Here is a 26,851-nt window from a genome sequence, read left to right as displayed (position 1 = left end):
ATTATTATTAATGCATTGCGTCGGCTGCACTAATTTTGTTCTTCCCTTTTTTGATAAAGAGAATAATCGGTATGCAACATAAAAACATAATTCCTAAATAAAGGAAAATATCCATATAAGCCATTACAGTACTTTGTTTCATGACTGACATTTCGATAGCTTGATACGCTTTTTTAAGCGCCACATCAGCGCTGTATCCTTTTGCCATAAACGCATGCTGCATTCCTGCAATTCGCTGCTGTACTTCAAATTTGGCTGGATCAAGATTATTAATCAAATCAACTCTGTGTGATTGACTGAAACGTGTGATAAAAGTGGTAATAATCGCAATACCGAATGATCCTCCTAACTGGCGCATCATTCCCGTAAATGCAGCACCTTCTCCAATTTGTTTTCCTTTTAATGTTGAAAGTGAAAGTGTGGTAATAGGAACGAAAAGCAATCCTAAACCAACTCCTCTTAAAATTAAAGGCCAATACATATGTTCAACTCCTGTGTCAGGTGTCATACGGCTGTACATCATAAAAGTAAAGAAGAAGAAAATTAAAAATCCAACTCCAACCATATATCCCTGCGGAACACCTTTCTGAATCATGTTCCCAACAAAAGGCATCATAATCGCTGTGGTAATAGATCCAGGAATCAATAATAATCCTGCATCAGTCGCTGTCCATCCTAATATTGACTGTGTATAAATTGGGATAATTAAAGTTGATCCATACAAACCAAAACCTAAGATAAAACACATTATAGTACCAATTCTTAAGTTTCCATCTTTCAAAACGCTTAAGTTCACAATTGGATATTTGTATGTTAGCTCTCTCCAAATAAAAAGAACTAATCCTAAGACTGTAACAACACTTAAGGTTACAATTAATGAATCATTAAACCAGTCATCTTGTTGTCCGTGTTCCAGTACGAATTGTAAAGAACCAATAAAAGTACTCAGCAAGATAATTCCCCACCAGTCAACCTGGTTAGCTTTTAATTTTTCTCCATATTTTGGACTTCTAACAAAAGTTAAAGCCAAAATGGTAGCAATAATTCCTAATGGAATATTGATATAGAAAATATAAGGCCAAGAATAATTATCTACTAAATATCCTCCCAAAGGCGGCCCTAAAGTTGGCCCAACAATTACACCCATTCCATAAATAGCCTGTGCCATTCCACGTTTTGCTACAGGGTAACTTTCTGTAATAATCGTTTGGGCTGTAACCAATAGCGCTCCACCACCCATACCTTGTACGAATCGGAAGGCTACAAGTTCCCAAATATTGGTGGCATTACCACACAAAAAAGAACAGACCGTAAATACTATAATGGAAGCCACAAAATAGTTACGTCTTCCAAATTGCTGTGATAGCCAGCTCGTCATCGGAATTACAATAACATTCGCAATTGCGTATGCTGTAATTACCCATGCCACATCAGTCAAGGTAGCACCAAGACTTCCGCGCATGTCTGTCAGCGCTACGTTTACAATCGTTGTGTCAACAATTTCCAGCAGTGCACAAAGTACCGCTGTAATCGTAATAACAACACGTCTGAAACCGTATTCTACTAAATCGTCGTCTGCTTGTACTGTTCCTGCCATGTTTTATTTTAAATGTACATCAACGTCAACGTTCATTCCTGGTCTTAAAAGTTTTACTTTTTCAGGATCGTTAGATTCGTCGATCGTGATTTTTACTGGTAATCTCTGAATTGTTTTTACGAAGTTTCCTGTTGCGTTATCAGGAGGTAATAATGAAAAACGAGATCCTGTTGCAGGAGAGAAAGATGATACAGTTCCTTTAAATTCATAATTTGGATAAGCATCTACTTTTAAGCCTACTTTTTGTCCCACAACCATTTTGTTTAATTGAGTTTCTTTAAAGTTAGCTACAACCCAAGCCTCATTGTTGTTGATGATATAGAATAAAGATTGTCCTGGTTGCACCAATTGTCCTGGCTGAATATCTACTTTAGAAACCTGACCATCAATTGCAGCTGTTACCACAGTGTAAGAAAGATTTAAATGAGCAACATCCAACATTGTTTTTGCTTTTTTGATATTTGCTGCAGCAACCTCAGTCTGTTTATCAGAAACTTTAGATTTTGATTGAATAACCGATTTTTGGTATGAAGTAGCTTTTTGCTGCTGTTCTAAAACACGTACTTGGTTTTCAGCTTCTTCTTTTGCAGTTAAAGCCTGCTCATATTGTTGTTTTGTAATAGTATGAGTTTTGTACAAGTTATTGTAACGGTTATAATCGTTTGTAAGCTGTCTCAATCTAATCTTTGCACTTTCGATAGAACCACTTGCAGATCTCATTTGAGCATCAGATACATTGATACTTGCGTAAGCACTTCCAATATCCGCTTTAGCTGCTTCAAATTGTCCTTCAGCTCCCAATAATGCTGCGTTAGCTTCATCAATCTTTAATTGATAATCTCTCTTGTCGATAGTAAATAAAGTATCTCCTTTTTTCACATAATCATTATCTTTCACATAAACTTTACTGATATATCCAGAAACTCTCGGGATAATCGGATTCATTCTTTTCTCGATTTGAGCATCATCTGTTTCTTCGTGAGCTTGTGCGTGTAAGTATTTTGATATTCCGTAAGTTCCTCCCACTAAAACCAAAACGGCTAGTATGATGATGAATTTTTTATTTGTCTTTTTCTTTTCCATGAGAGCTATCGATTATATTTTTGAAAGATTGAATGATTGTGATAATTGTCCTGATACTGAAAGTAATTCGTAATATTTTTGAATAATGGTTGCTTTTGCTACAGCCGTGTTGATTTTTGCACTTAACTGTTCTACATCAGCTTCAACCAAGTCATTGGTATCTGCTAAACCATTGTCAAATTTATCTTTTACTAATCTGTAGTTTTCTGCTGCTTGCTGAAGCGCTTCTTCATACACTACACTTTGGTTGATTGCTAAGTCATAATCTTCAAGAGATTTCTGAACTTCAACTTTAATACGGTCAGTCATGATTGCTTCGGTATTTTTTACTTCCAAAGCTCTACTTTCCGCTTCTTTTACGTGAGCACTGTTTTTTAAGATTCCAGATAAATCATACGATAAACCTAAACCAAAATTCATTGCATACTTTACTGTAATGATATCTTTTAAATCTAAAGCAGTATAACCTCCAAGTAATGAAAGAGTTGGGTAATAACCTGATTTTGCAATCTTAACATTTGCCTCAGAAGCTTTAGATTGTAAACGAATTGCTTCTAAATCTTTTCTGCTTTCCAATGCCAATGCATCTGTTGTTGGAGCATTGCTTGTTTTTAAATTAAAGAAATCATCTTCATTTACCTGAAGTTTAGTTTCAGGAGCCATTTTCAATAAAGTTGTCAGGTAGAAATTGATATTGTTTAAGTTGTTAGTAGCTTCATCAATAGATAATTGTGTTTTTGAAACTAATAACTGCGCTTTCAATAAATCATTTCTTGGAATAATTCCGTTTTTCTCTAATTCTTTAAAGTCAGTGACACGCTGTTTGGCACTTTTTTGATTTTCGTTTAAAACATCTAAAGTTTTTTGTGCTTTGTACAAAGCAGTGTAATAAGTAATTACTTTTAAAGCAACATCCTCTTTTGTTTTTGCAGCGTTAGCTGTTTCAGCTTCGTACATGCTGTCGTAAGCATCAATACTGCTTTGAATTTTAAAACCTGCAAAAATTGGCAAGCTTAAATTGGCCATTCCAAGCATCGCACGATCTGGAGAAGCTAGAGTAGCAGCGTTTTCGCCTTCGTTGTGCATGTCAATCGAAGCTTTTGTAAGGCGCTGATATTGTCCAGAAATTTTAAGATCAGGATACTGATTGTTTTTTACGGCTGTTAACTCGTGTTTTTTGGTGTTTACCTTAGTGTTGGCAAGCGTAACTTCGTTACTCTTTTCCCAGGCCATTTTTACGGCTTCATCTAAAGTTAAACTTGTTTTTTCTTGTGCTTCTACTGAAGATATTCCGATAAAGAATACTCCAAAGAGCATTAATTGACTAATTTTCATAAACAAGTAGCGCTTTTATAGTTTGTTGAATGTGCTTTGTAAGATCGTTTTTAATGTAATTGTTAAACATTTCTTCTGTTTGTAAATCAAATAATTCTTCGAAGAAAGAGCGATTCATGTGAAAGTGAAAAAAGGTTCCAATAATGGTTGGAGTAATGAGCTGGATATTAATATCTTTTCTAAAAACTCCCTGAGATTGGCCTTGTTTGATAATGCTCTCCACTGACTTTAAATTTCCTTTTTTAAGTTCAGTAAAAGCCTGAAGGCTTTTTTCTCTCTTTTTATTGTAAAGTTCAAAATGTAAAACCCTGTAAATCCCTTTGTTAAGGCAGATTCTGTTAATGTAAATTTCGATTAATTTATTGACTTTTTCAAGTGGTTCAATGTTTTCTTGCAATAAATTTTCGAGTTGTAATTTTAAATCAACCGTTTTGTGGAAAATTAAAGCTTCCAGCAGTCTTTCTTTTGAACCAAAGTAATACGAGACCATTGCAATATTAATTTTTGCCTCTTTGGAGATGTCCCGTATAGATGTCCCTTCAAATCCTTTCTCAGAAAACAGCTTTTCAGCAACATTAAGAATCTGAATTTTTTTGTCGTTTAATTCGATCTGTGACATGGTATTGTTTCTAATCGGATGTAAAATTAAACAGTTGTTTAATTTAAACGCTTGTTTAATTTTATTTTAACATAATATTAACATAAAACGGTTTCGATATTTTTTCGTTTTCAATTTGATTTTAGCGAATAAAAAAGCCTGAAAATATGGTCTTCAGGCTTTTTGTTTTCAATTTAATTCTTTTGATAATTTCACATCCTTAAAAATGCCAACATTAGAAAATGATCCAATACTAGTTTTATTTTTTGGTGTAAGGTCATATCGAATATTAGAAATAATTTCATTTTTTGATGAAAGTTTTAAATCTTCGATCGATATGTTAGAAACAGTATTAGGAGTTTTAGTCCTGATAAAGATATTTGTTTTTTTGAACTTTAAAAGATTTAAATGTTCAGGTTCTAAACTCTTAATATCATTTAAATTGTAAAAGAAAATGCTGTCGCGAGATTCTTTAAATGTTTCAAACTGATATTGTTTATAACCTTGATTTCTTAGTGAAAAGCCTTCATTTTGATAAATCTTAGTTTTAATTTTAATTCCTTGGTCTTCAAAATTTTTAATTTCTAAAGGAATAAAGATTTTGTTTGAAGCTATTTGGTCATCATGTTTTTCGCAAATGACACCTGAGATATTTCTGATTGTTGGAACGGTTTCAAAATATTGAAATGGTAATGATTCAACATTGTTTATTTCAAATACATCCGTTGAATCTAGAATAACATATCCAAATTTGTATGAATCTCGTCCTCCCCAAGCATCATATTTATAAATAACTTTTGAGGAATTTTCAATCTTTTGAACGAAAAGCTCTGAAGTTTTATATTGTAAATCACAACTTACAAGTAAAAAAAGTAGTGTTATAAGTATAAAACCTTTAAAATATTTCATTAGTTTTGAATTTAACTATCGAATCTCTCCAACAAATTCCTCAATTTTTCCACTGCCGCTTTCGCTTAAATGTTTGATAAAAGCGCTTCCAATAATAGCACCTTTTGCATATTTTGTTGCTTGATTGAAAGTTTCTTTATTCGAAATTCCGAATCCAACAATTTGAGGATTTTTCAAATTCATTGCAGCAATTCTTTCGAAATAAGTTTCCTGAGTGTTTCCAAAACCAGATTGAGATCCTGTAACGCTTGCAGAACTTACCATATAAATAAATCCGTTTGAAACGCTGTCGATAAAACGAATTCTTTCGTCTGAAGTTTGAGGTGTAATCAAAAACACATTAATTAATCCGTATTTTTCGAAAATTGCTTTGTATTCATCTGCATAAACATCAACTGGAAGATCAGGAATAATTAAACCGTCAATTCCAATTTCAGCACATTTTTTACAAAAAGCTTCAACGCCGTATTGTAACATCGGATTAAAATATCCCATAATAATCAGCGGAATTTTTACGCTTTCGCGGATGTTCTGCAGTTGATCAAAAAGAATCTGAGTGGTCATTCCGTTATGAAGCGCAGCCGTAGAACTCGCTTGAATAGTTGGTCCATCTGCCAAAGGATCACTGAAAGGAAGTCCGATTTCGATTAAGTCAACTCCGTTTTTTTCTAAATCCTGAATAATCTGCACCGTATCATTTAAGTTTGGATATCCTGCAGAAAAATAGATCGAAAGGATCTTTTTATCTTCTTGTAATTTTTGAGTTATTCTGTTCATTTTAATATCGTTTTTTCATTCCTGCAAGGTTTCCAAAACCTTGTAGGTATTTTATGTTTTAAGTTATTTATACCTGCAAGGTTTTGTCCCGAAACTTCGGGATTGCAGGAAATTATGCTAATCGATAATAACTTTAGTTAGCCAACTATCATTTTGTTTTTCAATCAATAATAATCCAGAATCCGATTCATTCATCTGTCCAATCAATTCTCCCTTATTATTCCAGAAAGCACTTTGTCCAGCCGAAGGAGATCCCCAGGATTCACCGCTGAAATTCGACATCAGAACATTCATTTCATGTTTTTGAGCATAATTCTGTAAGTCTCTGTAGGCACTTGAAATTCCGTTTGGAGAAAAGAAAATACTCGCAATATAAATGTCTGCGTTATTTTTTGAAGCATTTTCAGGATGCTTCGGATTATCAATATCGGCACAAATGGCAAATGAAATATTTTGATCTTCAATTGTGATTACAGGATTGTTATCAAATGAAGACTGAAAAAAATCATCTTCACCTTCATGTAAAAACTGTTTGGTATAAATAGAAACCGAATCGTTTGGAGAAATAATAAATTCGCCAATAAACAATTGATTTTCTATTAAAATTGGAGCTCCAGCAATAATGGTAATATTATAATCTGTAGCCAAATCTTTCAGATGATCGATTCTGTAATCGTCTTCGGCAAAAGCCAAATCCATTGCATTTTCTCTTTCATATCCTGTGATAGACATTTCGGGAAATGCAATTAATTGAACTCCATTTTGTGCAGCCAATTCAACAAGGCGATAATGGTCTAATAAATTTGAAGCAATATTGCCACGTTTTGGTTTTGTCTGTGCTGCCGCTAAAATCATTTTTAGTTATTTATTTTCCGTGTAAATCCAAGCCGTTCTTCCTGATTTTAGTTTGACCTGAACTCTTTTATAGGAATTCGATTCAAACTGATCGACTTTTAATAATTCATTATTAGTCACTTCAAAAACAGCGCCATGTATAATGTCTTCTAGATTTTCGCTAGGTACTGCAACTACATAGTCAGCCATTCCAAATTCTTCTTCGATTTGTAAACTTTTTAATTTGTAACCCAATATTTGATCTTGAGTTCCAACTAAAACTTTATTAAAAATCTGCATCTGAATTTGTTTCGATCTAAGTGTTCCGTATGAGAATAATAGTTCCATAATTATGATTTTTCTCGTTATTTGTTAGCGTTGGCGATTTTAAAAACCAACGTCCAAATTACAATTTTTATTACAATTTAAAGTAATCAATATAATTATCTAAATCTTTATCGCCACGTCCAGAAAGACTAATCACTACAATATCTTCAGGTTTGAATTTCTTTTGATCCAAAACGGCAAAGGCGTGAGCACTTTCAATGGCTGGAATAATCCCTTCTAATTTTGTCAATTGTAAACCTGCATTCATAGCATCATCATCAGTTACAGAGAAAAATTCCCCACGTCCAGTTTGTGCTAAATGTGCGTGCAATGGGCCAACTCCAGGATAATCTAATCCAGCAGAAATAGAATATGGTTCTGTAATTTGTCCGTCTGCTGTCTGCATCAACAGCGTTTTACAGCCGTGGATAACTCCAACTTTTCCTAGTTTACTTGTTGCTGCACTATGACCACTGTCAACACCTTTTCCAGCTGCTTCCACTGCAATAATTCCAACTTCTGGCTCGTGTAAGAAATGATAATAAGTTCCTGCTGCATTACTTCCGCCGCCAATACAAGCTACAACATAATCAGGATTCTCACGACCTTCTTTTTCTTTTAACTGCCACTTGATTTCTTCGGAGATAATACTCTGAAAACGAGTTACCATATCTGGATAAGGATGCGGGCCAATGGCTGATCCAATAATATAATGCGTATCTACAGGATTGTTAATCCAGTCACGAATCGCTTCGTTTGTCGCATCTTTTAAAGTTCGTGAACCCGAAAGAGCGGGACGGACTTCTGCACCTAACATTTTCATACGAGCTACATTTGGAGCCTGACGCGCAATGTCGATTTCGCCCATATAAACGATACATTCGATTCCCATTAAAGCACAAACCGTTGCAGTAGCCACACCATGCTGACCAGCGCCAGTTTCGGCAATAATTCGTTTTTTACCCAAACGTTTTGCTAATAATATCTGCCCAATTGTGTTATTAACTTTATGAGCTCCGGTATGATTTAAATCTTCTCTTTTTAAATAGACTTTTGTGTTGTATTTTTCAGACAGGCGTTTTGCGAAATACAATGGGCTAGGGCGTCCTACATAATCTTTAAGCAGTTGATTGAACTCCGCTTTAAAATCAGGTTCATCCATAATACTCAAGTATTTCTGGCGTAATTCTTCTACATTTGGATATAACATTTCTGGAATATAAGCGCCTCCAAATTCTCCGTAATATCCTTTTTCGTTAACGTTAAAACTCATTTTTTTAAATTTTAAAAGTTGGCAACATCAAATTTTCGTTTGAAATTGCTAAATAAATTTCTGTTTTTCAGCCCTGGTTCGATTTCAAATTTACTATTTACATCGACAGCGTAGATTGGTAAATTGGTTTTTGAAATTTCTTCAATGGCTTTTAATTCTTTCATTCCAATGCCACCACTTAAAAAGAAAGGTTTCTTGGAATTGTATTTTTTTAATATTGTCCAGTCAAATGTTGTTCCGTTGCCACCAGGAAGTTTTCCTTTGGTATCAAACAAAAAATAATCTGAGACAGCTTCAAAAGGTTTTATCACTTCAAAATCGAAATTTTCATCTGCTGAAAAGACTTTTATGATTTCGACTTTTTTTGGTAATTGTTCTTTTAGTTCTGATAAAAATTTCACAGATTCATTTCCATGTAATTGAACGGCTTGTAAATTGTATTTTACGACTTTCTCTAGAATTTCTTCCTGACTTTGATCTACAAAAACGCCTACTTTTTTGACTGTTTTTATAAGTTCAGGAATAGTTCCGTCAAAATATCGCGCGGATTTGTCCCAGAAAATAAATCCCATATAGTCAGGCAACAGCGCACCTACTTCGAGAATATTTTCAGGATATTTCATACCGCATATTTTAAGTTTCATTGTGTTGTGTGTTTTTTTTAACGCAAAGTGCGCTAAGTTTTTTTCTATTGTATTGTGTTTTGAATGCGAAAAAGTTCGCAAAGTTTTTCCGCCACGAATTCACGAATGATTGTAAATTAAATTCGTGAATTCGTGGCTATTTTTTAAACGCCCAGATTTTTAATAAAATCCGTTGCGGCTTGTCCTGCGTCGTCAGTTTTCATGAAGTTTTCTCCAATTAAGAAACCTTTGTAGCCGTAAGGTTTTAATTCTTGAATGGCTTCGATTGATGAAATACCACTTTCAGAAACTTTAACAAAATCATTCGGGATTTGTGATGCCAATTCTTTACTGAAATCTAAACTTACTTCGAACGTTTTTAAGTTTCTGTTGTTTACGCCAATCATATCTAAACTTGGCATAATAGACTTTTCGAGTTCTTCCTGATTATGAACTTCCAATAAAACTTCTAAACCTAAATTTTTAGCAAATTCAGATAATGATTTAATTTCCTCACGAGTTAAAACTGCTGCTATTAAAAGGATCAAATCTGCTCCATGTGCTTTTGCTTCTAAAATCTGATATTCGTCTACAATAAATTCTTTTCGCAAAAGCGGAATATTGACTGAAGCTCTCGCCAAAAGTAAATCGTCTAAAGAGCCACCGAAATATTTTCCATCGGTTAAAACTGAGATGCCACAAGCACCAGCATCTTCATAGCCTTTTACTACTTCTTCAACAGTAAAATTATTGTTGATGATGGATTTTGAAGGAGAACGACGTTTGTGTTCTGCAATAATTCCAGAATTACTTTCTTTTAACTTCTGACTAAGAGAAATGGTTTGTTTTTCAAAAAATACTGAAGCTTCCAACTGAGAAACCGGAATGATTGATTTCTTTAAAATAACTTCTCGTTTTTTATCTATTATGATTTTATCTAGGATATTCATTGTGTTGATTGGTTTCAAGTTTTAAGTTTCAGGTTTCAAGTTTGTCGAACGTTCAAACAACTTGAAAGCTGAAACTTGAAACAAATTTATTTACTTAACTCTTGTAATTTCTGTAAAGCTTTTAGTCCTTTTCCTGACAAAAGACTTTCTTTTGCTGATTCAAAACCTTCAAGAGGAGAACATTTTGTTACGGTTGCAATTGCCATTGCAGCATTGGCACAAACTACATTGTTTTGGGCTTCGGTTCCTTTTCCAGAAATGATATTGGTAAAGATTTCAGCCGATTCTTCGATGGTTTTACCTCCTTCAATTTCGGTTTGAGATAAAAGATGAACGCCAAAATCGTCAGGATTTAACATTCCTTCCATGTGGTTCGAAATTGTTTTGGTTGGGCCAGTTAATGAAATTTCATCATAGCCGTCAAGCGAATGTAAGATGGTGAAATTAACATCGGTGTTTTGATATAAATAGGCATACATTCTTGCCAATTCTAAGTTGAAAACGCCAACCAATTGATTTTGTGGAAAAGATGGATTTACCATTGGCCCCAACATATTGAAAAACGTTTTTACAGCCAGTTCTTTTCTGATTGGTCCGACATTTTTCATGGCTGGGTGAAATAGGGGAGCGTGCAAAACGCAAACTCCGGCCTGATCGATGCATTTTTCTAAAAAGTCAGGATCGTTGCTGAATTTAATTCCCATTTTTTCCATCACGTTGCTCGATCCGGAAATAGAGGAAACTCCGTAATTTCCGTGCTTGGCAATTTTAATTCCGGCTCCTGCCGAAACAAATGATGCTAAAGTCGAAATGTTGAAAGTGTCTTTTCCGTCGCCACCTGTTCCGCATAAATCGATCGTGTTATAGGCAGATAAATCCACACGAATGCATAATTCTAACAAAGCTTCACGAAATCCCGAAAGCTCATCGATTGTTATGCTTCGCATCATAAAAACAGTCAAAAATGCCGAAATTTGGCTTGGATTGTATTGACCTGTTGAGATATTAATCAATACTTGTTTGGCTTCTTCTTTAGAAAGCACTTCGTGATTGATTAATTTATTTAATATAGTTTTCATTTTTTTAAAGATTCTAAGTTGCTAAGAGACTAAGGTTCTAAGTTTTTTACTGTGACTGTAAACTGTGATTGAATACTATCCCGAAGTTTCGGGACTGAACACTCATCACTAACTCTTAATCCAATTCTCTAACATTTTTTTTCCGTTTGGAGTCAATACACTTTCTGGGTGGAATTGAACGCCTCGAACATCATAATTTCTATGTCTTAAAGACATTACTTGTCCGTTTTCATCAAATGAAGTAGCTTCAAGTTCATCCGGAAGATTGGTGTCTACAACCCACGAATGGTATCTTCCAACTTCAAATTCTTTTCCTAAACCTTCAAACAGAATTTCGTCATCTACTACTGTTTTTACATTCGTTGAAACTCCGTGATATACTTTATCAAGATTAGAAAGTGTTCCGCCAAAAACTTCGCCGATTGCTTGTTGTCCTAAACAAACGCCAAGAATACTTTTTGTCGGACTGTATTTTTCGATTACTGCTTTTAATAAACCTGCTTCATCCGGAATTCCAGGTCCCGGAGAAAGTAGTATTTTATCAAAAGATGCGATTTCATCAATATCAAATTCGTCGTTTCTGTAAACAGTAACTTCGCAGTTTAAATCTTCTAAATAGTGCACCAAGTTGTAAGTGAAACTATCGTAATTGTCTATAACTAAAATCTTTTTCATTGTGTTGTGTTTTTTGTTTCAGGTTTTCTTTGTCTCAGGTTTCAGGTTGTTGGAACGTGAAACTTTAAACCTAAAACCAATTTTCTTATTTTTCTCGAACGTATTTCTCAATAATAATATGATCTACGCCTAATTTTTCTACTTTTTCGATTCCTTTTTGAATTAAGGTGTCGTTTTGAACTTTTACTACAAATTCGAATTTGTTGTTTTCCCAGTTGCGATTATTAAAATATTCTAGATTTTCGGTATAAATACTGTCTTTCAAAGTATATTTTCCGCCTCCCGCGAAATATAATGCTGTTGTTGAATCTTTTCCGTTTTTCAAATCATGATTTAGAAAAGCAAAGTGAGAATCATTTATAATCTTAATCATTTTGGCGTTTTTATTGAAAGTTGAAAAAGTAGAGTCTTTCTCAGTAGTTTCAGCTGATATAAGACGCCAGGTTCCTTCAATCGGATTTTTCTTTTCAGAATTGCATGATGTCAGAGTAATAATTAAAATTAAAATTGCTTTTTTCATGGTTTTTATGGTTTGTTTGTTAATTGTTTCAAGTTCTATGCACTGAACACTAAAAACTGAACACTGACTACTAAATTTTCTCTGCCATTTCCAGCGCTGTATTTAAAGCTCTTAATTTATTGTAAACTTCCTGCATTTCACTTTCTTCATCAGAACTGGCTACAATTCCGGCACCAGCCTGACAATGTAATTGATGATTTTTAGAAAGGAAAGTTCGAATCATAATGGCGTGGTTAAAATTTCCATCAAAATCCATAACACCAATTGCGCCTCCGTAAAAATTACGATTTGTTTTTTCGCAGTCTTCTATTAACTGCATGGCTCTGTGTTTTGGAGCTCCGCTTAAAGTTCCTGCAGGAAAAGTATCTGCTACAACCTGCATAGTTGTCGCTTTATCGTGTAAATGTCCTGTAACTTTTGAAACTAAGTGAATTACGTGAGAGAAAAACTGAACTTCTCTGTATTTTTCTACATTTACATCGTGACCATTTCGGCTTAAATCATTTCTGGCCAAATCAACCAACATTACGTGCTCACTGTTTTCTTTTTTATCTTCAGAAAGTTCTTTCGCTAAAAGGGCATCACGTTCATCATCTCCTGTTCTTTTGAAAGTTCCTGCAATTGGATGAATTTCAGCTTTTCTGTCTTTGACAATAATTTGTGCTTCTGGAGAAGAACCGAAGATTTTGAAATCTCCATAATCAAAAAAGAACAAATACGGAGAAGGATTAATGCTTCTTAAAGCTCTGTAAACATTGAATTCGTCACCTTTAAAACCTTGAGTAAATCTTCTAGATAATACTAATTGAAATACATCACCTCTGTAGCAGTGTTTTTTGGCTAAAGCCACATTTTCTTTAAATTCTTCATCAGTTAAATTAGAAAAACCTTCGCCTTCTTTAGAGAATTTATAAGAAGCAATATTTCTGGATTGTAATAATTGTTCTATTTCAGCAATATTGTTTTTTCCGTCTAAACTGTGGCAGAAAATATAAGCTTCATTTTTGAAATGGTTTATCGCAATAATGTTTTGGTAAACAGCGTAAAAAACATCTGGAATTGAAGTTGCATTGTCTTTTTTGGCAATGGAAACTTTTTCAAAATAGCGAACAGCATCATAAGAAATGTATCCAAATAATCCGTTGTTGATGAACTTGAAATCATTTTTCTCCGATTTAAACTGAGCCGAAAATTCCTGAATTACCTGCGGAATATTTGTTGAAGCATCGATATTGATTTTCTCTGAAGTTCCGTCTGGAAAAGTTTTTGATATAACCTCGTTTTCTATTTTGATAGTAGCAATCGGATTACAGCAGATATAAGAGAAACTGTTGTCATTTCCATGATAATCACTACTTTCCAATAATAAACTGTTTGGAAATTTATCTCTGATTTTAAAGTAAATACTAACCGGCGTAACAGTGTCTGCGAGAATTTGCTTGTAATTGGTATTAAGGATAAAAGGTTTCAATGTATATAGTTTTTTAATTGTGTTAGTTTTTCATTTAAATTTTGACCAAAAAAAAAGGCTTGTCGTGATGACAAGCCTTTTATATTTATAGTTTTCTTACAATACCATAGGAAGCTTTGTTCACGACGTCTGACGTAAATTGCTCCACCACCAAGTATTGTTTAAAATTGTTCTCATTTCTTTATTTTGATGTGACAAATATATAAATGTAATTTTAAATAGAACACATAAAATTTCAAAAAAATCTTTTTAAAATTTTAAAATTTGTTAAATTTTATTTAGCTGATGCATTACAACTCCTTAATTTCCAATAGCCAGGGTGTTGTTTACATTTAATCTAAAATCTGGATTTCCTTTTATATTTGGAAGATAAAATAGTTCGTTTAGCTTTACTTTTGTGAATTGAATGTCGTATTGAGGGTTACCATAATAGTTTTTTATGCCTGTATTGTTGCTTGCAGATTCACTTTCAATTTCACCTTTACAGTTGTTGGCAATCACATTTTTAAAACTGATTTTTGAAAGATTAGCTTCGCCATTTCCAATTGCACCTTCCAATAAAATAAAAGGAGCAAAACCTGAAACTACACTATTGGTCAGGTTGAAAAAGGTGTTTTCTCTGATGTAAGCAGATTCCCTTACCAAACCTTGATTGTTTTCTTCCAGATTGACCAAAGTGATATTGCTGGCATTTATTTTGGTCATTTTTTTCGTCATATCAGTATTGGCAATTTTCTCATAAGAGTCAACTTCAAAACATCTTGAACCTGAAATGTCTGAAGAAAATGGATGACGAATCGCAATACTATTGCTAATGTTTATTTGAGCACCTTGTGTAAAATCAAAATCATCATCTGTTGTTCTAAATGAGATAAGATTGCTAAGATTCAAATCTCCGCCATAACATTCAAAAGAATCATCATTTGAGAAACTAATCTGGATATTACTAACGATTGTTTTTCTTCCAACTCCGGCAAGAGAAAGCCCATTTAGCTCTTTAGAAGCACTTAATTTTCTTCCGGCATATTCAATTCTGACATATTTTAAAATTCCTGAATTATCTTCAGGATCCTGACCTCCGTAATGATTTAAAGCTGGTTCTAGGTCAAAAGGCAAAGTATGAACCCCTCCTAAAGTATTAATTGGTGCTTTTCCTAAAACAATAATTCCACCCCAGTCACCTGGTTTTCTGTTATTTATTTCATTTTCTGAAGTAAAAATAATAGGGTCGGTTTCAAGACCTTCCGCAATGATTTTTGAACCATTTGTAATAACAAGAGTACCACAGGTTTTATCGTCTCCACGAATTATTGTTCCAGGCTCTATGGTTAAAGTAGCATTGTTAGTAACGTAAACAACACCAACTAAATGGTAGACATTACGTTTTACTAATCTGGTGTCTTTATCGATAGTTCCGGCAATTATATTAGTAGCTTCACTATAGTCATTTACAGCAGGTCTAAAACTAGTCCAATTGTTCATCCAGTTTGTATTTCCGGTAATTCCTTTTGGCTGTTGTTGAGCGTGTACGAAAAAGCTGATAATGAATGTAATAGAAGCAATGCGTAATTTTGTTTTCATAACTATGATTTTAATTTCTAGTTTTTGATTTTTTTAATTTGCCCAAAAATAGAAGCCGTATGTTAATCAAAGTCCCGACGTTTATTACGAAAGTGTTACTATAATGTTAATAGTGTTAAGGTTGTGGAAAGTATATAAATAACAAGCCCCGACAATTTAAATTGTCGGGGCTTTGTGTTTTTTTGAACTAGTAAGTCTTAAAAATTAGAATTTTAAAGCTACAGCTAATTCAAATTCGTCATTGATAGTTTTGTCTCCTAAACCGTCGAAGAAACTACCTGAACCGTATTTAATATCGTATTTAGTTCTGTCAACTTTGAAAGCAGTTGTAGCAGTATTTCCTTTTACAGTGATGTCAAAACTTACTGGTTTAGTGATTCCTTTAATAGTTAAATCAGCAGTTACAGCATAAACATCAGTAGATTTTGAACTGATAGTTTTGAAAACTAATTTTGCAGTTGGGAATTTATCAGTTCCGAAGAAATCGTCAGCTTTTAAGTGCCCGTTTAATTTTCCTTGGTATTCTCCAGTTAAATCAGTAGCAGTTAATGAAGTCATATCAACTGTAAAGTTACCACCAGCTAATTTTTTTCCTTTGAAAACTACAGCTCCGTCTTTGAAGTTTACAGTTCCAGAGTGCTCTCCAGTTACTTTTTTACCTACCCATTTGATAGTAGACGCTTTTACGTCGATTTTTTTAGTTTGAGCGTTTACTGAGATTCCAGCTACTGCTACGAATAATGCTATTGCAATTGTTTTTAAATTTTTCATGTTTTTAAAATTAAAATTTGAATTTGATTAATAAATAATTATAGTGTGATAAATAATTCTTCGTTTGATTTTCTAACTTTTTTAAAGTGCTGAGATTTATCTTCATCATGTCTGTAACCTACAGTAGCGATTACTGATGCATTTAAACCTAACTTGTCGAAACCTAAAATTTCGTTGAATTTTGCTGCATTGAAACCTTCCATTGGAGTAGCATCAATTTTTAATTCTGCTGCAGCATTTAATAAGTTTCCTAAAGCTAAATAAGTTTGTTTTGCTGTCCAGATGTGTTTTGCTTCAGCAGATAAGTTAGCAATTACACCTTTCATCATATCACTGAATCCGCCTAAAGCATCAACTGGAACGCCTCTGGTTTCGCTAATATTGCTGATGTATTTATCTACAGATGCAGTATCAAGGTTTAAGTCATTTGCAAAAATAAATAGGTGAGAAGCATCTGTAATTTGAGTTTGTCCCCAAGCAGCAGCTTTTAATTCTTCTCTTAACGCCACATTTTCAACGATAATAACTTTATAGGGTTGTAATCCGTATGAAGAAGCACTTAATCTAACGGCTTCTTTTAAAGTGTTTAGATCTGTATCAGAGATTTTTTTTGTTGCATCAAACTGTTTTGTTGCGTATCTCCAATTTAGATTTTCTACGATATTGCTCATAATAGTAATTTTATTTGTTGGTTCTAAATTTTTCTAATAACTGATTTAAGAAAACTAATTCTTCTGGTTTTAGATTGTCAGCAAACGCTTTTTCGTGTTCGTCTACTTTTGGATCTAATTCTTTTAAAACATCTAATCCTTTCTGAGTAATCAAAACTTCGATTTTTCTTCGATTATCTGGACAGACATTTCGGGTTACAAATTCTTTTAATAACAATTTGTCTACCAATCTTGTTGTGTTGCTTGTTTTGGCAAGCATTCGTTCTTGTATTACGCACATATTGGCTGGTTTCCCTTTTTGCCCTCTTAATATACGTAACACATTGTATTGCTCTCCAGATAAATCATACGGTTTAATTAACTCGTTGAAATGATCCTGAACCACATTTTGCGTGTACATGATATTCAGAATAACTTTTTTCGCATTATCCATCTTAACCGTACTCTTAATAACCTCTTCAATTGTCATAGTCGTAAGTGTATAATTTGTATATACAAATGTAGAATTTTTAATATTTGTATATACAAGTGTCATGTTAAAAATTTGTTAATTATAAAAGCATGTAACAATTAAAAAAGCTGATTGGATCGAAAATCAGAATAAAATTAATTTTATTTTTGGAATTAAAGTATTGATTTTTAAAATTTTAACTTAAAAGTGATATTGAAATGTAATGACGTGAAATTAATTACTCCATAAGCTTCGTTTGAAGTAGGATGAATAATAAAAACGATAAAAGTTTTCTCGATTTTTGTTTTACTTATGAAATTTATAGCTTCTGAAAATCCATTTTTGAGCTCTCTCTGAACTCTGCGAGTAGAAAACCTTTAGAAATTTCATTGAAATCTTCAATTTCTTTACTGATCCAATTTTCATCACGATTCAATTCTTTAGCCATAATTCGAGCTGTTTTTTCAGAAGACTCAATTGCTGCTCTGGCATCTAAAAATAATAAACGAACACGTCTTGCCAATACATCATCAATAGTTCTTGCCATTTCGTAACGTACAGCCCAAACAACTTCTGCCATTGTAAATTCATGATCTGGATGAAGTTTTTCTTTTAATTCAGGTTCATTTTCCTGTAGTTTTAGTATTTCTGAAATATCGCTGCCGTATATATATAAGTGATTTTCTCTGTCTTGGGTTGTAGTTAATTTATTTCCGTGAATCGCTAAGTGTTCTGTCAGGCAAGATTTTTTAGGAAGCTTTCCTTTTAAAATAGCTTTATCAATTATTTCTTCCGCCATTTTTCTGTAGGTTGTCCATTTTCCACCTGTAATGGTTATTAAGCCAGTTTCAGAAACAATAATCTTATGACTTCTCGAAACTTCTTTGGTGCTTTTTCCTTCTTCTTTTGGCGCTGCCAACGGACGTAATCCAGCAAAAACAGAAAGCACATCAGATCTTGTTGGTTTTTTGGCTAAGAAGCGCTGAGCGGTTTCCAAGACAAATTGGATTTCGCTTTCCAAAGCAATTGGTTCCAGACTTTGCTTTTTGATTAAAGTATCAGTTGTGCCAACTACAATGCGATTATGCCACGGAACAGCAAATAAAACTCTTCCATCTTTGGTTTTCGGAATCATCAGGGCATGTTCGCCCGGAAGAAACGATTTGTCGAATACCAAATGAATTCCCTGACTTGGAACAATATATTTTTTATAAACGGTATCATTTAACTTCATAATGGCATTCGTAAAAACGCCTGTAGCATTTATTACAGTAGAAGCTTTTAGGCTATAAGTAATTCCAGTTTCCTGATCGGTTACCTCAACACCAATTATTTGATTATTATTGTCTTTTAATAAATTGACAACTTTTGTATAGTTTAAAACACAAGCTCCATTTTCTACAGCAGTCTGTGCAAGATTGACCGCCAGACGAGAATCGTCAAATTGTCCGTCATGATAAATAACTCCATTTACCAATCCGTTTTCTTCTACGTTTGGAAGCATTTCAATAGTTTTCTTTTTTGAAATGTATCTAGAGCTTCCTAAACTCAAACAACCCGATAATAAATCATAGATTTTTAATCCGATAGTGTAAAAGTAACCGCTCCACCAATTGTAGTTCGGAATTACAAAAGATTGATTTTTGACTAAATGTCCAGCATTTTGTGTCATTAAACCTCTTTCTTTTAATGCTTCTCTTACCAAATGCACATTTCCTTGTTCGAGATAGCGCACACCGCCGTGAACCAATTTAGTACTTCGGCTGGAAGTCCCTTTTGCAAAATCTACGGCTTCTAATAAAATGGTTTTATAACCTCGGCTGGCAGCATCAATAGCAGTTCCAAGTCCGCTTGCTCCACCGCCAATAATTATTACGTCCCAATTTTCGGTATTTTGTAGTTTGGATAACTGCTCTGAACGGTTCATATTTTTATGGGACTTATTTGTTTAAAGCAAACTTAACGAAATGAAATTAAAAATTGATGAAGAAAAATATTTAACCGCAAAGCACGCAAGATTCTTTCCTAATAAGGTCGTATAAAGCGCAAAGTTCGCAAAGCTTTATAAATAAACTTTGCGAACTTTGCGTATTATTTCTTTGCGTTCTTTGCGGTTAAATCAACTTGAAACAAATTTTAATGCGGCAATTTATCTTTAATTAATCCGTAAACCCAAGTACCAAAAATGGCACTTACTAAAGTAACTACAATAACCGTTGCTCCAGTTCCAATTTGCGCGAAAAGCGGCCCTGGACAAGCTCCAGTAATTGCCCATCCGAAACCGAACATCAATCCGCCGTAGATTTGCCCTTTGCTGAAAGTCTTTGGCTGGATTTCGATTTTTTCGCCATCAAGAGTTTTGATGTTGAATTTTTTAATCAATTGCACAGATATTAATCCAACTACAACAGCACATCCAATTACGCCATACATGTGAAACGACTGAAAGTGAAACATTTCCTGAATACGGAACCAGCTGATGATTTCGGCTTTTACGAATACAATTCCGAAAAAGATGCCGACTATTAAATATTTAAGGTTTGCGAATGCAGTTTCTTTTTTATGGCTGGCGTTAATTCCTTCGCTGTCTGTATTTTTATTTTCTAGATTGCTCATTTTTGAAATTTTAAAGTGAAAGAATATAAGGTAAAATCAAAAGTGACATTACAAAACCGCCAATCATAAAACAGATTGTAGCAACTAAAGACGGCCATTGTAAATTTGAAAGTCCCATAATCGCATGTCCGCTGGTACATCCACCTGCATAACGTGTTCCGAAACCAACTAAAAATCCGCCCACAACCATCATAATGAATCCGCGAAGCGTAAATAAACTTTCCCAAGAAAATAGCTGAACAGGAACTAAACCGGTATGATTCGTGATTCCGTAACCTGCTAACTGCTGTGAAAGTTCTGGAGCAATTTCAACTGGATTCGGATTAGAAAGCAAATAAGCAGCTATAACTCCGCCAAAGAAAATTCCTAAAACGAAAAATAAATTCCAACTTTCTTTTTTCCAGTCGTATTTAAAGAAGGAGATATTTGCCGGAATACAAGCCGCACAAATATGACGAAGTGACGAACTAATCCCGAAAGATTTATTTCCAATTATTAATAAAATAGGAACAGTTAATCCAATAAGCGGGCCTGCTACGTACCAAGGCCATGGTTCCCTTAAAATTTCCAGTAGATTCATGTTATTAATTTATTTTTTTTAACCATATAAGTGATATAAGAAATTATAAACCGATGTATTAAATATAAGCTGAAGCTAATTAACGCCTGCTAAAATGAACTTACATAACTTATATGGTTAAAATTTATGTTCAATGTTTATGCTTTTAAAACCTTGCTTTGACAAACAAAATCTGATTTAGGGAGGTTGGTTTTTGAGATCGCTCCAAAACCACCTTCCACTTCAGAGAAATTTCTGAAACCGCGTGCTTGTAAAATCGAAGCAGCAATCATACTTCTGTATCCGCCGGCACAGTGCATATAAAAATGCTCATTTGGATTAATGTCTTTTACCCAGTCATTAATATAAGCTAAAGGTTTACTGTACGCATCTTCAATATGTTCTGCGGCGTATTCTGTTTCTTTACGGATGTCTACAATTTTGTCCGTTTCAATATTCACTTCTTTTGCAAATTGTTCTGCTGTGATTCGGTTTACGGTATCAATTTCAAAACCTGCTTTCTGCCAAGCATCAAAACCACCTTCCAAATGTCCGATAATCGTATCAAAACCAACACGGCTTAAACGGGTAACAGTTTCTTCTTCCATTCCAACTGTTGTAACCAGAATAATGGGCTGTTTTACATCGGCAATTAAGGTTCCAACCCAAGGAGCGAAATCACCATTTATTCCAATATTAATAGATTGTGGAATAAAACCTTTGTGGAATTCAGCGGCGCTTCTTGTATCTAAAATTAGAGCTCCTGTTTCTTCTGCAACTGCTTCAAATTCGTTTACGTTAATAGCTTTCATTCCGTTATGTAAAACGGTTTCAAAACTTTCGTATCCGCCTTTATTCATGGCTACATTCATACTGAAATAGGCAGGAGGAGGCAATAAACCATCTGTCACTTCTTCAATAAATTCAGCTTCAGTCATGTTCGCGCGCAAAGCATAATTTGTTGCTTTTTGGTTTCCGATAGTTGAAACGGTTTCTTTACTCATGTTTTTCCCGCAGGCACTTCCAGCACCGTGTGCAGGATAAACAATAACATCATCGGCAAGTTTCATGATTTTATCTCTTAAAGAATGAAATAAAATCCCTGCCAATTGATCTTGCGTCATTCCAGCTGCTTTCTGCGCTAAATCTGGACGGCCAACATCTCCGATAAATAAAGTATCTCCAGAAAAAATGGCGTGATCTTTTCCGTTTTCGTCTATAAGTAAAAACGTCGTACTCTCCATAGTGTGACCTGGAGTATGTAGTACTTTAATAATTACTTTTCCGATTTTAAATTCTTGTCCGTCTTTTGCAGAAATGCAGTCAAATTCGCAGGCAGCGTTTGGTCCATAAACAATTGGAGCGCCTGTTTCTTTGCTTAAATCAACGTGGCCAGAAACGAAATCGGCGTGGAAATGTGTTTCAAAAATATATTTCAGCTTTACGCCGTCACGTTCCAGACGATCTAAATAAGGCTGTGTTTCTCTAAGAGGATCAATTATAGCGGCTTCACCATCTGAGGTAATATAATAAGCACCTTGTGCTAAACATCCGGTGTAAATTTGTTCTATTTTCATGATATGAAATCTAAAATATGTGGGGTACAAAGATAACTTTGTTTTCCATTAAAATAGGTGACTAATGTTACAGAAATTTGATTTCTGTTAAAAAATAATGTGGATTTTGTCATAGGAGTTATATAAAGTGATTTAAAGTAGGGCAATTACGCTTTAAGCTTTAATTTTGCATATGACGAATGTCATTTTTAAGAAAAAAAATAATCAGTTATATGAACAACCAAGATTTATTAGATCAAATTGCTTTTATAAAAGAGATTGATAAAGTAAAATATATTCAGCGTAAAACGAAATTGTTCAACAGCGATCGATGCGAAAATGATGCTGAACACAGCTGGCATTTAGCATTAATGGCAATTGTTTTGGTCGAACATTCCAATACACCAATTGATGTTTTGAAAGTCGTAAAAATGGTTTTGATACACGATATTGTAGAGATTGATGCAGGAGATGTTTTTATTTATGATACTGTAAAAAGTCACAATAATACAGATGAAGAAAGATTGGCTGCAAATAGAATTTTTGGTTTACTGCCTAAAAAACAAGCAGAAGAATTAATCGCCATCTGGGAAGAATTTGAAGCAGGCGAAACAAACGAAGCCAAATTTGCAAGATCGATGGACAGATTAGAGCCTTTATTACAGAATACTTCTAACAACGGCGGAACCTGGAAAGAGTTTGGAGTGACTTATGATAAGGTATACGAGAAAAAAAGTGTCATTAAAAATGGTTCAGCATCTTTATGGAATTATGCTGAAGGTTTGATCAATGAAAGCGTTGAAAAGGGAATTTTGAAGAAATAATCAAACATAATTAAATATAGCCTGCGGTTTCAACCGCAAGAACACAATTTTTATCACCATACATTTCCCGTGGTTGAAAACACGGGCTATGTTTAAGCACGTAAATCTACACACAATATTGTCATTTCGACCGAAGGGAGAAATCGCAGACGGAATTCTGCAATGTATATCGTCAATCTTTGTCGAGTTTCGTGTGCGATTTCTCCCTTCGGTCGAAATGACAAACTGAGCGTAAGTGTAAAAAAGAACAAGTGTAATTTCTACTTTTCAAATTGTTGAAAAGTTTAACAAATATCAGGCGATAAACTTTTTTTAAAGGGCGTTAATTCGGGTTGTAATGGTTAAATTTGTGGAACTTCATAAACAAATTACCACTTATGGAAGAAATGCTCTTTTATGATCGAATGCAGTTCGCGTTCACCATTACTTTTCATTACCTTTTTCCACAGCTTACAATGGGTCTTTCGTTGATCATTGTGTACTTCAAATGGAAATTTCTCAAAACTAAAGACGAACAATACAATCACGCCACCCATTTCTGGATGAAAATCTTTGCCCTCAATTTTGCAATGGGTGTGGTAACTGGAATTCCAATGGAGTTTCAATTTGGAACCAACTGGGCAAAATTCTCTGAATTAACAGGAGGGATTATTGGTCAGACACTCGCAATGGAAGGAATGTTTTCTTTTTTTCTCGAATCGTCGTTTTTAGGTTTGTTTTTGTTTGGTGAAAAACTCCTAGGACATAAATGGCATTTTGTAACCGGATTATTAATCATGATTGGTTCCTGGGCCAGCGGATTTTTAATTATTGCCACACATTCGTGGATGCAGAATCCCGTTGGTTATGAAATTCTGGAAAACGGAAAATTTGTGCTGAATAATTTTCAGGCTTTATTTTTAAATCCGTGGCTTTGGCCTTCTTATCTGCACAATCAGGCCGCTTCTTTGGTAACAAGTTCTTTTGTTGTGGCAGGAATTGGAGCGTTCTATATTTTAAGTAAAAAGAATGTTTCGTTCGGGAAATTGTTTCTTAAAACAGGTGTTATTTTTGGATTGATTTCGAGTTTAATTGTTGCAATGCCAACAGGAGATTTATTGGCTAAAAATGTTGTAAAATATCAGCCTGTTACTTTTGCCGCTATGGAAGGAATTTTTCATACGGAAGAGAAAGGTTCTGAAATTGTCTTGATCGGTCAGCCTGATGTTAAAGACAAAAAACTAGATAATAAGATTGCTGTTCCAAACATTCTGAGTTTCCTGACTTACGGAAACTGGGATCAGGAAATAAAAGGTTTGGATCAGTACGAGGAAGATCTGCATCCTACTAATATTTCTGGGTTGTATTACGCTTATCATATTATGGTAGGGCTTGGAACAGTTTTTATAGGTTTAATGGTAATTTCGCTTTTTCAATTAATACGAGGAAAACTATTTGAAACCAAATGGATTTTATGGTCACTTATGTTTATGATGCCATTTCCATATATTGCTAATACAACAGGCTGGTATACTGCTGAATTAGGAAGGCAGCCGTGGCTGGTTTATAATTTACTGCGAACAGCAGCAGGAGCCTCACCAACGGTTTCTTCTGGAAACACCTTGTTTACATTACTTGGATTTATTGGACTGTATCTTTTGCTAGGCATGCTGTTTTTACTTTTAGTTGGAAAAATTATCAATAAAGGACCGCACAATGTGGAACTTTCAACAGAAAAAATATAAGTATGGAATTTTTTTGGTACGTAGTTTTAATGGGAATTTTGGCTGTTTATCTGGTTTTAGACGGTTATGATTTTGGCGCAGGAATTATTCATTTATTTTTTGCCGATACAGAAAAAGATAAAAAAGCAATTACAAATGCTATTGGTCCGTTTTGGGATGCCAATGAAGTTTGGCTTATTGCTGCTGGTGGCGTTTTGTTTTTTGCTTTTCCGACTTTATACGCTTCTTCTTTCAGCGGATTTTATCTTCCTTTGATTATGATTTTATGGCTTTTGATTTTTCGCGCCATCGGATTGGAGATGCGCGGTCAGGTACATAATCATATGTGGGAGAGTATTTGGGATAAAGCCTTTGGAATTGCGAGTTTACTTTTGGCTTTATTCTTTGGAATTGCCTTAGGAAATATTGTCCGTGGCGTAAATCTTGGAATGGTTCAAAATGGAGTTTCTACACAAGAACCGCATTTTTTCTTTCTGCCGTTATGGAACCCTACTTTTAGTCCGCAGGCAAATGAACTGGGAATTATTGACTGGTTTACGCTTTTTCTTGGTGTTGTAAGTGTTGTCGCTTTGACAATTCACGGCGCAAACTGGATTATTTATAAAACGAATTCATCATTGAATCCGAAACTTAAAAAAGTAGTTTTTGCATTGAATATTGTGTTGCTGGTTTTGGTTTGTATTTCACTTCAGATTTGGCATTTTATTGAACCAAAGCCATTTCATAATTTCGTTGAAAATCCGATTCTTTGGTTTTTTCCTTTAATGACCTTTGTTGGGATTTTGGGATTGTTTAAAGTGCGTTCCTTTAAAAAAGACGGTCATGGATTTATATTTTCAACCTTATTTTTGGTTGGTGGATTTGCTTCGACAGCGGTTTCAATTTTTCCTAATGTCCTGCCTTCAACTAATAAAGTGAATCCATCATTAACAATCTATAATACTGCTGCGCACGAATATGGTTTAAATGCTGGTTTGAGCTGGTTTTTTGTGGCTTTGTTTCTAGTAATTATTTATTTTATAATTCAGTATCGTGTTTTCAGCGGGAAGATGGATGATATTGGGTATGGGGAACATTGATTTTTACAGCTACGAATTCACGAATTTTTATTTTAATATGAAATGAATTGCCTCCAGTTTTAACTGGAGGTTTTTTTGTTTGTATAGATTTGTTTAAAAAGAATTTATGTGAAATTATTTAGATTTGCGGAATATTAAAAAATTCTGGGTAAGGTAAAGAAAGACAAAGCAGAGTATTTATATAAACTTCTGAAAAAAAATATTTTAAAAAAAAATCCAAGTAAAGAATCAGTTTGCTGTCTGATAATAAACGGAATTTTATTTTGATTTTTGACAGAATTAAAAAATAAAATGTCCTTAATTAGCACATTTTATAAGTATAATTGTTTGTTAAAGATTTAATTACAACTAATAGTTATATTCTATAATTTATGGTGTAAGAAAAAAAAGAAGTTATTGCTTAATATTGTGTATCTAAGAATTTTTCCCCTAGATTCTTAGAAAAGTAATTTCCAAAAAAACTTAAATTTATTTTTTTACTTACCAAGAATTATGCCCTTAAAAATTTTACCCGACAAGATTAAATTCGATTACAATTCTAAAGAATGGCAGTATCAATTTGATGAAATTAGAGAACTCAGACTGCTCAAAAAAAAGAAAAAGTATTTTCTAGAAAATGGTGCTTTTATTGCTGTAACTGCAGCAACTTATTATTGCATGATTTTTTCCAACTTAATGGATTTGTATTATATTATTCCAGCACTTTTATGCTATGCCTTCATTATAGCATCACGGTTTAAAAATAATAATGAATTCGAGTATTTTATTTTTGTAAAAGATATTTACAAAAAAGAAATAAGAACAAAAATTGCAACAAAAGATCGTGTTTTAATTGGTAAACAAATTGATCAGTATTTAGGTCTTCAGTTTGAAAGAAACATAAGAAGAACTGCGTAATAAAATAATTCAAAAATGTTTGTATTTGAGATTGACCTTTATGACTTTGTGTTCATAATGGCAGCTTTGAT

General features: G+C 33.9%; 27 protein-coding genes. 4 read left to right on the top strand and 23 right to left on the bottom strand.

Annotated elements, in window-relative coordinates:
• Window positions 1-7 precede the first annotated feature (7 nt).
• From P2W65_RS24535 to P2W65_RS24425, 23 genes are all read right to left on the bottom strand, one after another.
• Window positions 8-1,597, bottom strand: coding sequence for an MDR family MFS transporter (locus tag P2W65_RS24535; protein WP_289662315.1), 1,590 nt, complete (start codon window positions 1,595-1,597; stop codon window positions 8-10).
• 3 nt (window positions 1,598-1,600) lie between these two features.
• Complete coding sequence (locus P2W65_RS24530; protein WP_289662313.1) at window positions 1,601-2,680, bottom strand: HlyD family secretion protein; 1,080 nt, start codon at window positions 2,678-2,680, stop codon at window positions 1,601-1,603.
• 12 nt (window positions 2,681-2,692) lie between these two features.
• Entirely contained in the window at window positions 2,693-4,015 is a 1,323-nt protein-coding gene (locus tag P2W65_RS24525) for a TolC family protein (protein WP_179002633.1), read from the bottom strand.
• Window positions 4,005-4,634: a TetR/AcrR family transcriptional regulator gene (locus P2W65_RS24520; protein WP_289662309.1), complete on the bottom strand. Its 630-nt coding sequence runs from the start codon at window positions 4,632-4,634 to the stop codon at window positions 4,005-4,007. The genes P2W65_RS24525 and P2W65_RS24520 overlap by 11 nt, the downstream gene beginning before the upstream one ends.
• Window positions 4,635-4,802: 168 nt before the next feature.
• Entirely contained in the window at window positions 4,803-5,522 is a 720-nt protein-coding gene (locus P2W65_RS24515) for a hypothetical protein (RefSeq protein ID WP_289662306.1), read from the bottom strand.
• A 15-nt stretch (window positions 5,523-5,537) separates the two neighbouring features.
• On the bottom strand, window positions 5,538-6,299 hold the full coding sequence (gene trpA / locus P2W65_RS24510; RefSeq protein WP_289662304.1) for a tryptophan synthase subunit alpha: 762 nt from the start codon (window positions 6,297-6,299) through the stop codon (window positions 5,538-5,540).
• Between the two features lie 117 nt (window positions 6,300-6,416).
• Window positions 6,417-7,154: a carbon-nitrogen hydrolase family protein gene (locus P2W65_RS24505; protein ID WP_289662301.1), complete on the bottom strand. Its 738-nt coding sequence runs from the start codon at window positions 7,152-7,154 to the stop codon at window positions 6,417-6,419.
• Between the two features lie 6 nt (window positions 7,155-7,160).
• Window positions 7,161-7,481: a gamma-glutamylcyclotransferase family protein gene (locus P2W65_RS24500; RefSeq protein WP_109194532.1), complete on the bottom strand. Its 321-nt coding sequence runs from the start codon at window positions 7,479-7,481 to the stop codon at window positions 7,161-7,163.
• A gap of 70 nt (window positions 7,482-7,551) precedes the next feature.
• The gene (gene trpB / locus P2W65_RS24495; protein WP_179002638.1) at window positions 7,552-8,733 is read right to left on the bottom strand and encodes a tryptophan synthase subunit beta; all 1,182 of its coding nucleotides are present in this window, start codon (window positions 8,731-8,733) and stop codon (window positions 7,552-7,554) included.
• 11 nt (window positions 8,734-8,744) lie between these two features.
• Window positions 8,745-9,377 (bottom strand): phosphoribosylanthranilate isomerase, encoded by a 633-nt coding sequence (locus tag P2W65_RS24490; protein ID WP_289662296.1) that lies wholly within the window; start codon window positions 9,375-9,377, stop codon window positions 8,745-8,747.
• A 143-nt stretch (window positions 9,378-9,520) separates the two neighbouring features.
• The gene (trpC, locus tag P2W65_RS24485) at window positions 9,521-10,306 is read right to left on the bottom strand and encodes an indole-3-glycerol phosphate synthase TrpC (RefSeq protein WP_289662294.1); all 786 of its coding nucleotides are present in this window, start codon (window positions 10,304-10,306) and stop codon (window positions 9,521-9,523) included.
• An 86-nt stretch (window positions 10,307-10,392) separates the two neighbouring features.
• The gene (gene trpD, locus P2W65_RS24480) at window positions 10,393-11,385 is read right to left on the bottom strand and encodes an anthranilate phosphoribosyltransferase (protein ID WP_289662292.1); all 993 of its coding nucleotides are present in this window, start codon (window positions 11,383-11,385) and stop codon (window positions 10,393-10,395) included.
• 108 nt (window positions 11,386-11,493) lie between these two features.
• Window positions 11,494-12,060 (bottom strand): anthranilate synthase component II, encoded by a 567-nt coding sequence (locus P2W65_RS24475; RefSeq protein ID WP_289662290.1) that lies wholly within the window; start codon window positions 12,058-12,060, stop codon window positions 11,494-11,496.
• A gap of 85 nt (window positions 12,061-12,145) precedes the next feature.
• Window positions 12,146-12,580 (bottom strand): hypothetical protein, encoded by a 435-nt coding sequence (locus P2W65_RS24470; protein ID WP_289662288.1) that lies wholly within the window; start codon window positions 12,578-12,580, stop codon window positions 12,146-12,148.
• A 70-nt stretch (window positions 12,581-12,650) separates the two neighbouring features.
• Window positions 12,651-14,051: an anthranilate synthase component I family protein gene (locus tag P2W65_RS24465; RefSeq protein ID WP_289662286.1), complete on the bottom strand. Its 1,401-nt coding sequence runs from the start codon at window positions 14,049-14,051 to the stop codon at window positions 12,651-12,653.
• 300 nt (window positions 14,052-14,351) lie between these two features.
• Window positions 14,352-15,632 (bottom strand): beta-helix domain-containing protein, encoded by a 1,281-nt coding sequence (locus P2W65_RS24460; protein ID WP_289662284.1) that lies wholly within the window; start codon window positions 15,630-15,632, stop codon window positions 14,352-14,354.
• 204 nt (window positions 15,633-15,836) lie between these two features.
• Window positions 15,837-16,403 carry a YceI family protein gene (locus tag P2W65_RS24455; protein WP_289662283.1) on the bottom strand — a complete coding sequence of 189 codons (567 nt, stop codon included), beginning with the start codon at window positions 16,401-16,403 and terminating at the stop codon, window positions 15,837-15,839.
• 38 nt (window positions 16,404-16,441) lie between these two features.
• Window positions 16,442-17,074, bottom strand: coding sequence for an NAD(P)H-dependent oxidoreductase (locus P2W65_RS24450; protein ID WP_289662280.1), 633 nt, complete (start codon window positions 17,072-17,074; stop codon window positions 16,442-16,444).
• A 10-nt stretch (window positions 17,075-17,084) separates the two neighbouring features.
• Entirely contained in the window at window positions 17,085-17,543 is a 459-nt protein-coding gene (locus tag P2W65_RS24445) for a MarR family winged helix-turn-helix transcriptional regulator (RefSeq protein ID WP_179002648.1), read from the bottom strand.
• Between the two features lie 301 nt (window positions 17,544-17,844).
• Window positions 17,845-19,452 carry a glycerol-3-phosphate dehydrogenase/oxidase gene (locus P2W65_RS24440; protein ID WP_289662277.1) on the bottom strand — a complete coding sequence of 536 codons (1,608 nt, stop codon included), beginning with the start codon at window positions 19,450-19,452 and terminating at the stop codon, window positions 17,845-17,847.
• A 209-nt stretch (window positions 19,453-19,661) separates the two neighbouring features.
• Entirely contained in the window at window positions 19,662-20,141 is a 480-nt protein-coding gene (locus P2W65_RS24435; protein WP_289662275.1) for a DUF6691 family protein, read from the bottom strand.
• A 10-nt stretch (window positions 20,142-20,151) separates the two neighbouring features.
• Window positions 20,152-20,721, bottom strand: coding sequence for a YeeE/YedE family protein (locus P2W65_RS24430; protein ID WP_289662274.1), 570 nt, complete (start codon window positions 20,719-20,721; stop codon window positions 20,152-20,154).
• Between the two features lie 137 nt (window positions 20,722-20,858).
• Complete coding sequence (locus tag P2W65_RS24425; RefSeq protein WP_289662272.1) at window positions 20,859-22,277, bottom strand: MBL fold metallo-hydrolase; 1,419 nt, start codon at window positions 22,275-22,277, stop codon at window positions 20,859-20,861.
• A 212-nt stretch (window positions 22,278-22,489) separates the two neighbouring features.
• Here P2W65_RS24425 and P2W65_RS24420 point away from each other — a divergent pair, with 212 nt between their 5' ends.
• From P2W65_RS24420 to P2W65_RS24405, 4 genes are all read left to right on the top strand, one after another.
• Window positions 22,490-23,080, top strand: a complete 591-nt coding sequence (locus P2W65_RS24420; RefSeq protein ID WP_289662270.1) for an HD domain-containing protein — start codon at window positions 22,490-22,492, stop codon at window positions 23,078-23,080.
• Between the two features lie 377 nt (window positions 23,081-23,457).
• Window positions 23,458-24,804, top strand: a complete 1,347-nt coding sequence (locus tag P2W65_RS24415) for a cytochrome ubiquinol oxidase subunit I (RefSeq protein ID WP_289662268.1) — start codon at window positions 23,458-23,460, stop codon at window positions 24,802-24,804.
• A gap of 2 nt (window positions 24,805-24,806) precedes the next feature.
• Window positions 24,807-25,883: a cytochrome d ubiquinol oxidase subunit II gene (gene cydB, locus P2W65_RS24410; protein WP_289662266.1), complete on the top strand. Its 1,077-nt coding sequence runs from the start codon at window positions 24,807-24,809 to the stop codon at window positions 25,881-25,883.
• Window positions 25,884-26,375: 492 nt separating this feature from the next.
• Complete coding sequence (locus P2W65_RS24405) at window positions 26,376-26,780, top strand: hypothetical protein (RefSeq protein WP_289662264.1); 405 nt, start codon at window positions 26,376-26,378, stop codon at window positions 26,778-26,780.
• Window positions 26,781-26,851 lie beyond the last annotated feature (71 nt).

Source organism: Flavobacterium panacagri, assembly GCF_030378165.1.
Classification (GTDB): domain Bacteria; phylum Bacteroidota; class Bacteroidia; order Flavobacteriales; family Flavobacteriaceae; genus Flavobacterium; species Flavobacterium panacagri.
The sequence above is the reverse complement of the archived record's forward strand: the minus strand, read 5'-3'. Positions and strand labels throughout refer to the sequence as shown.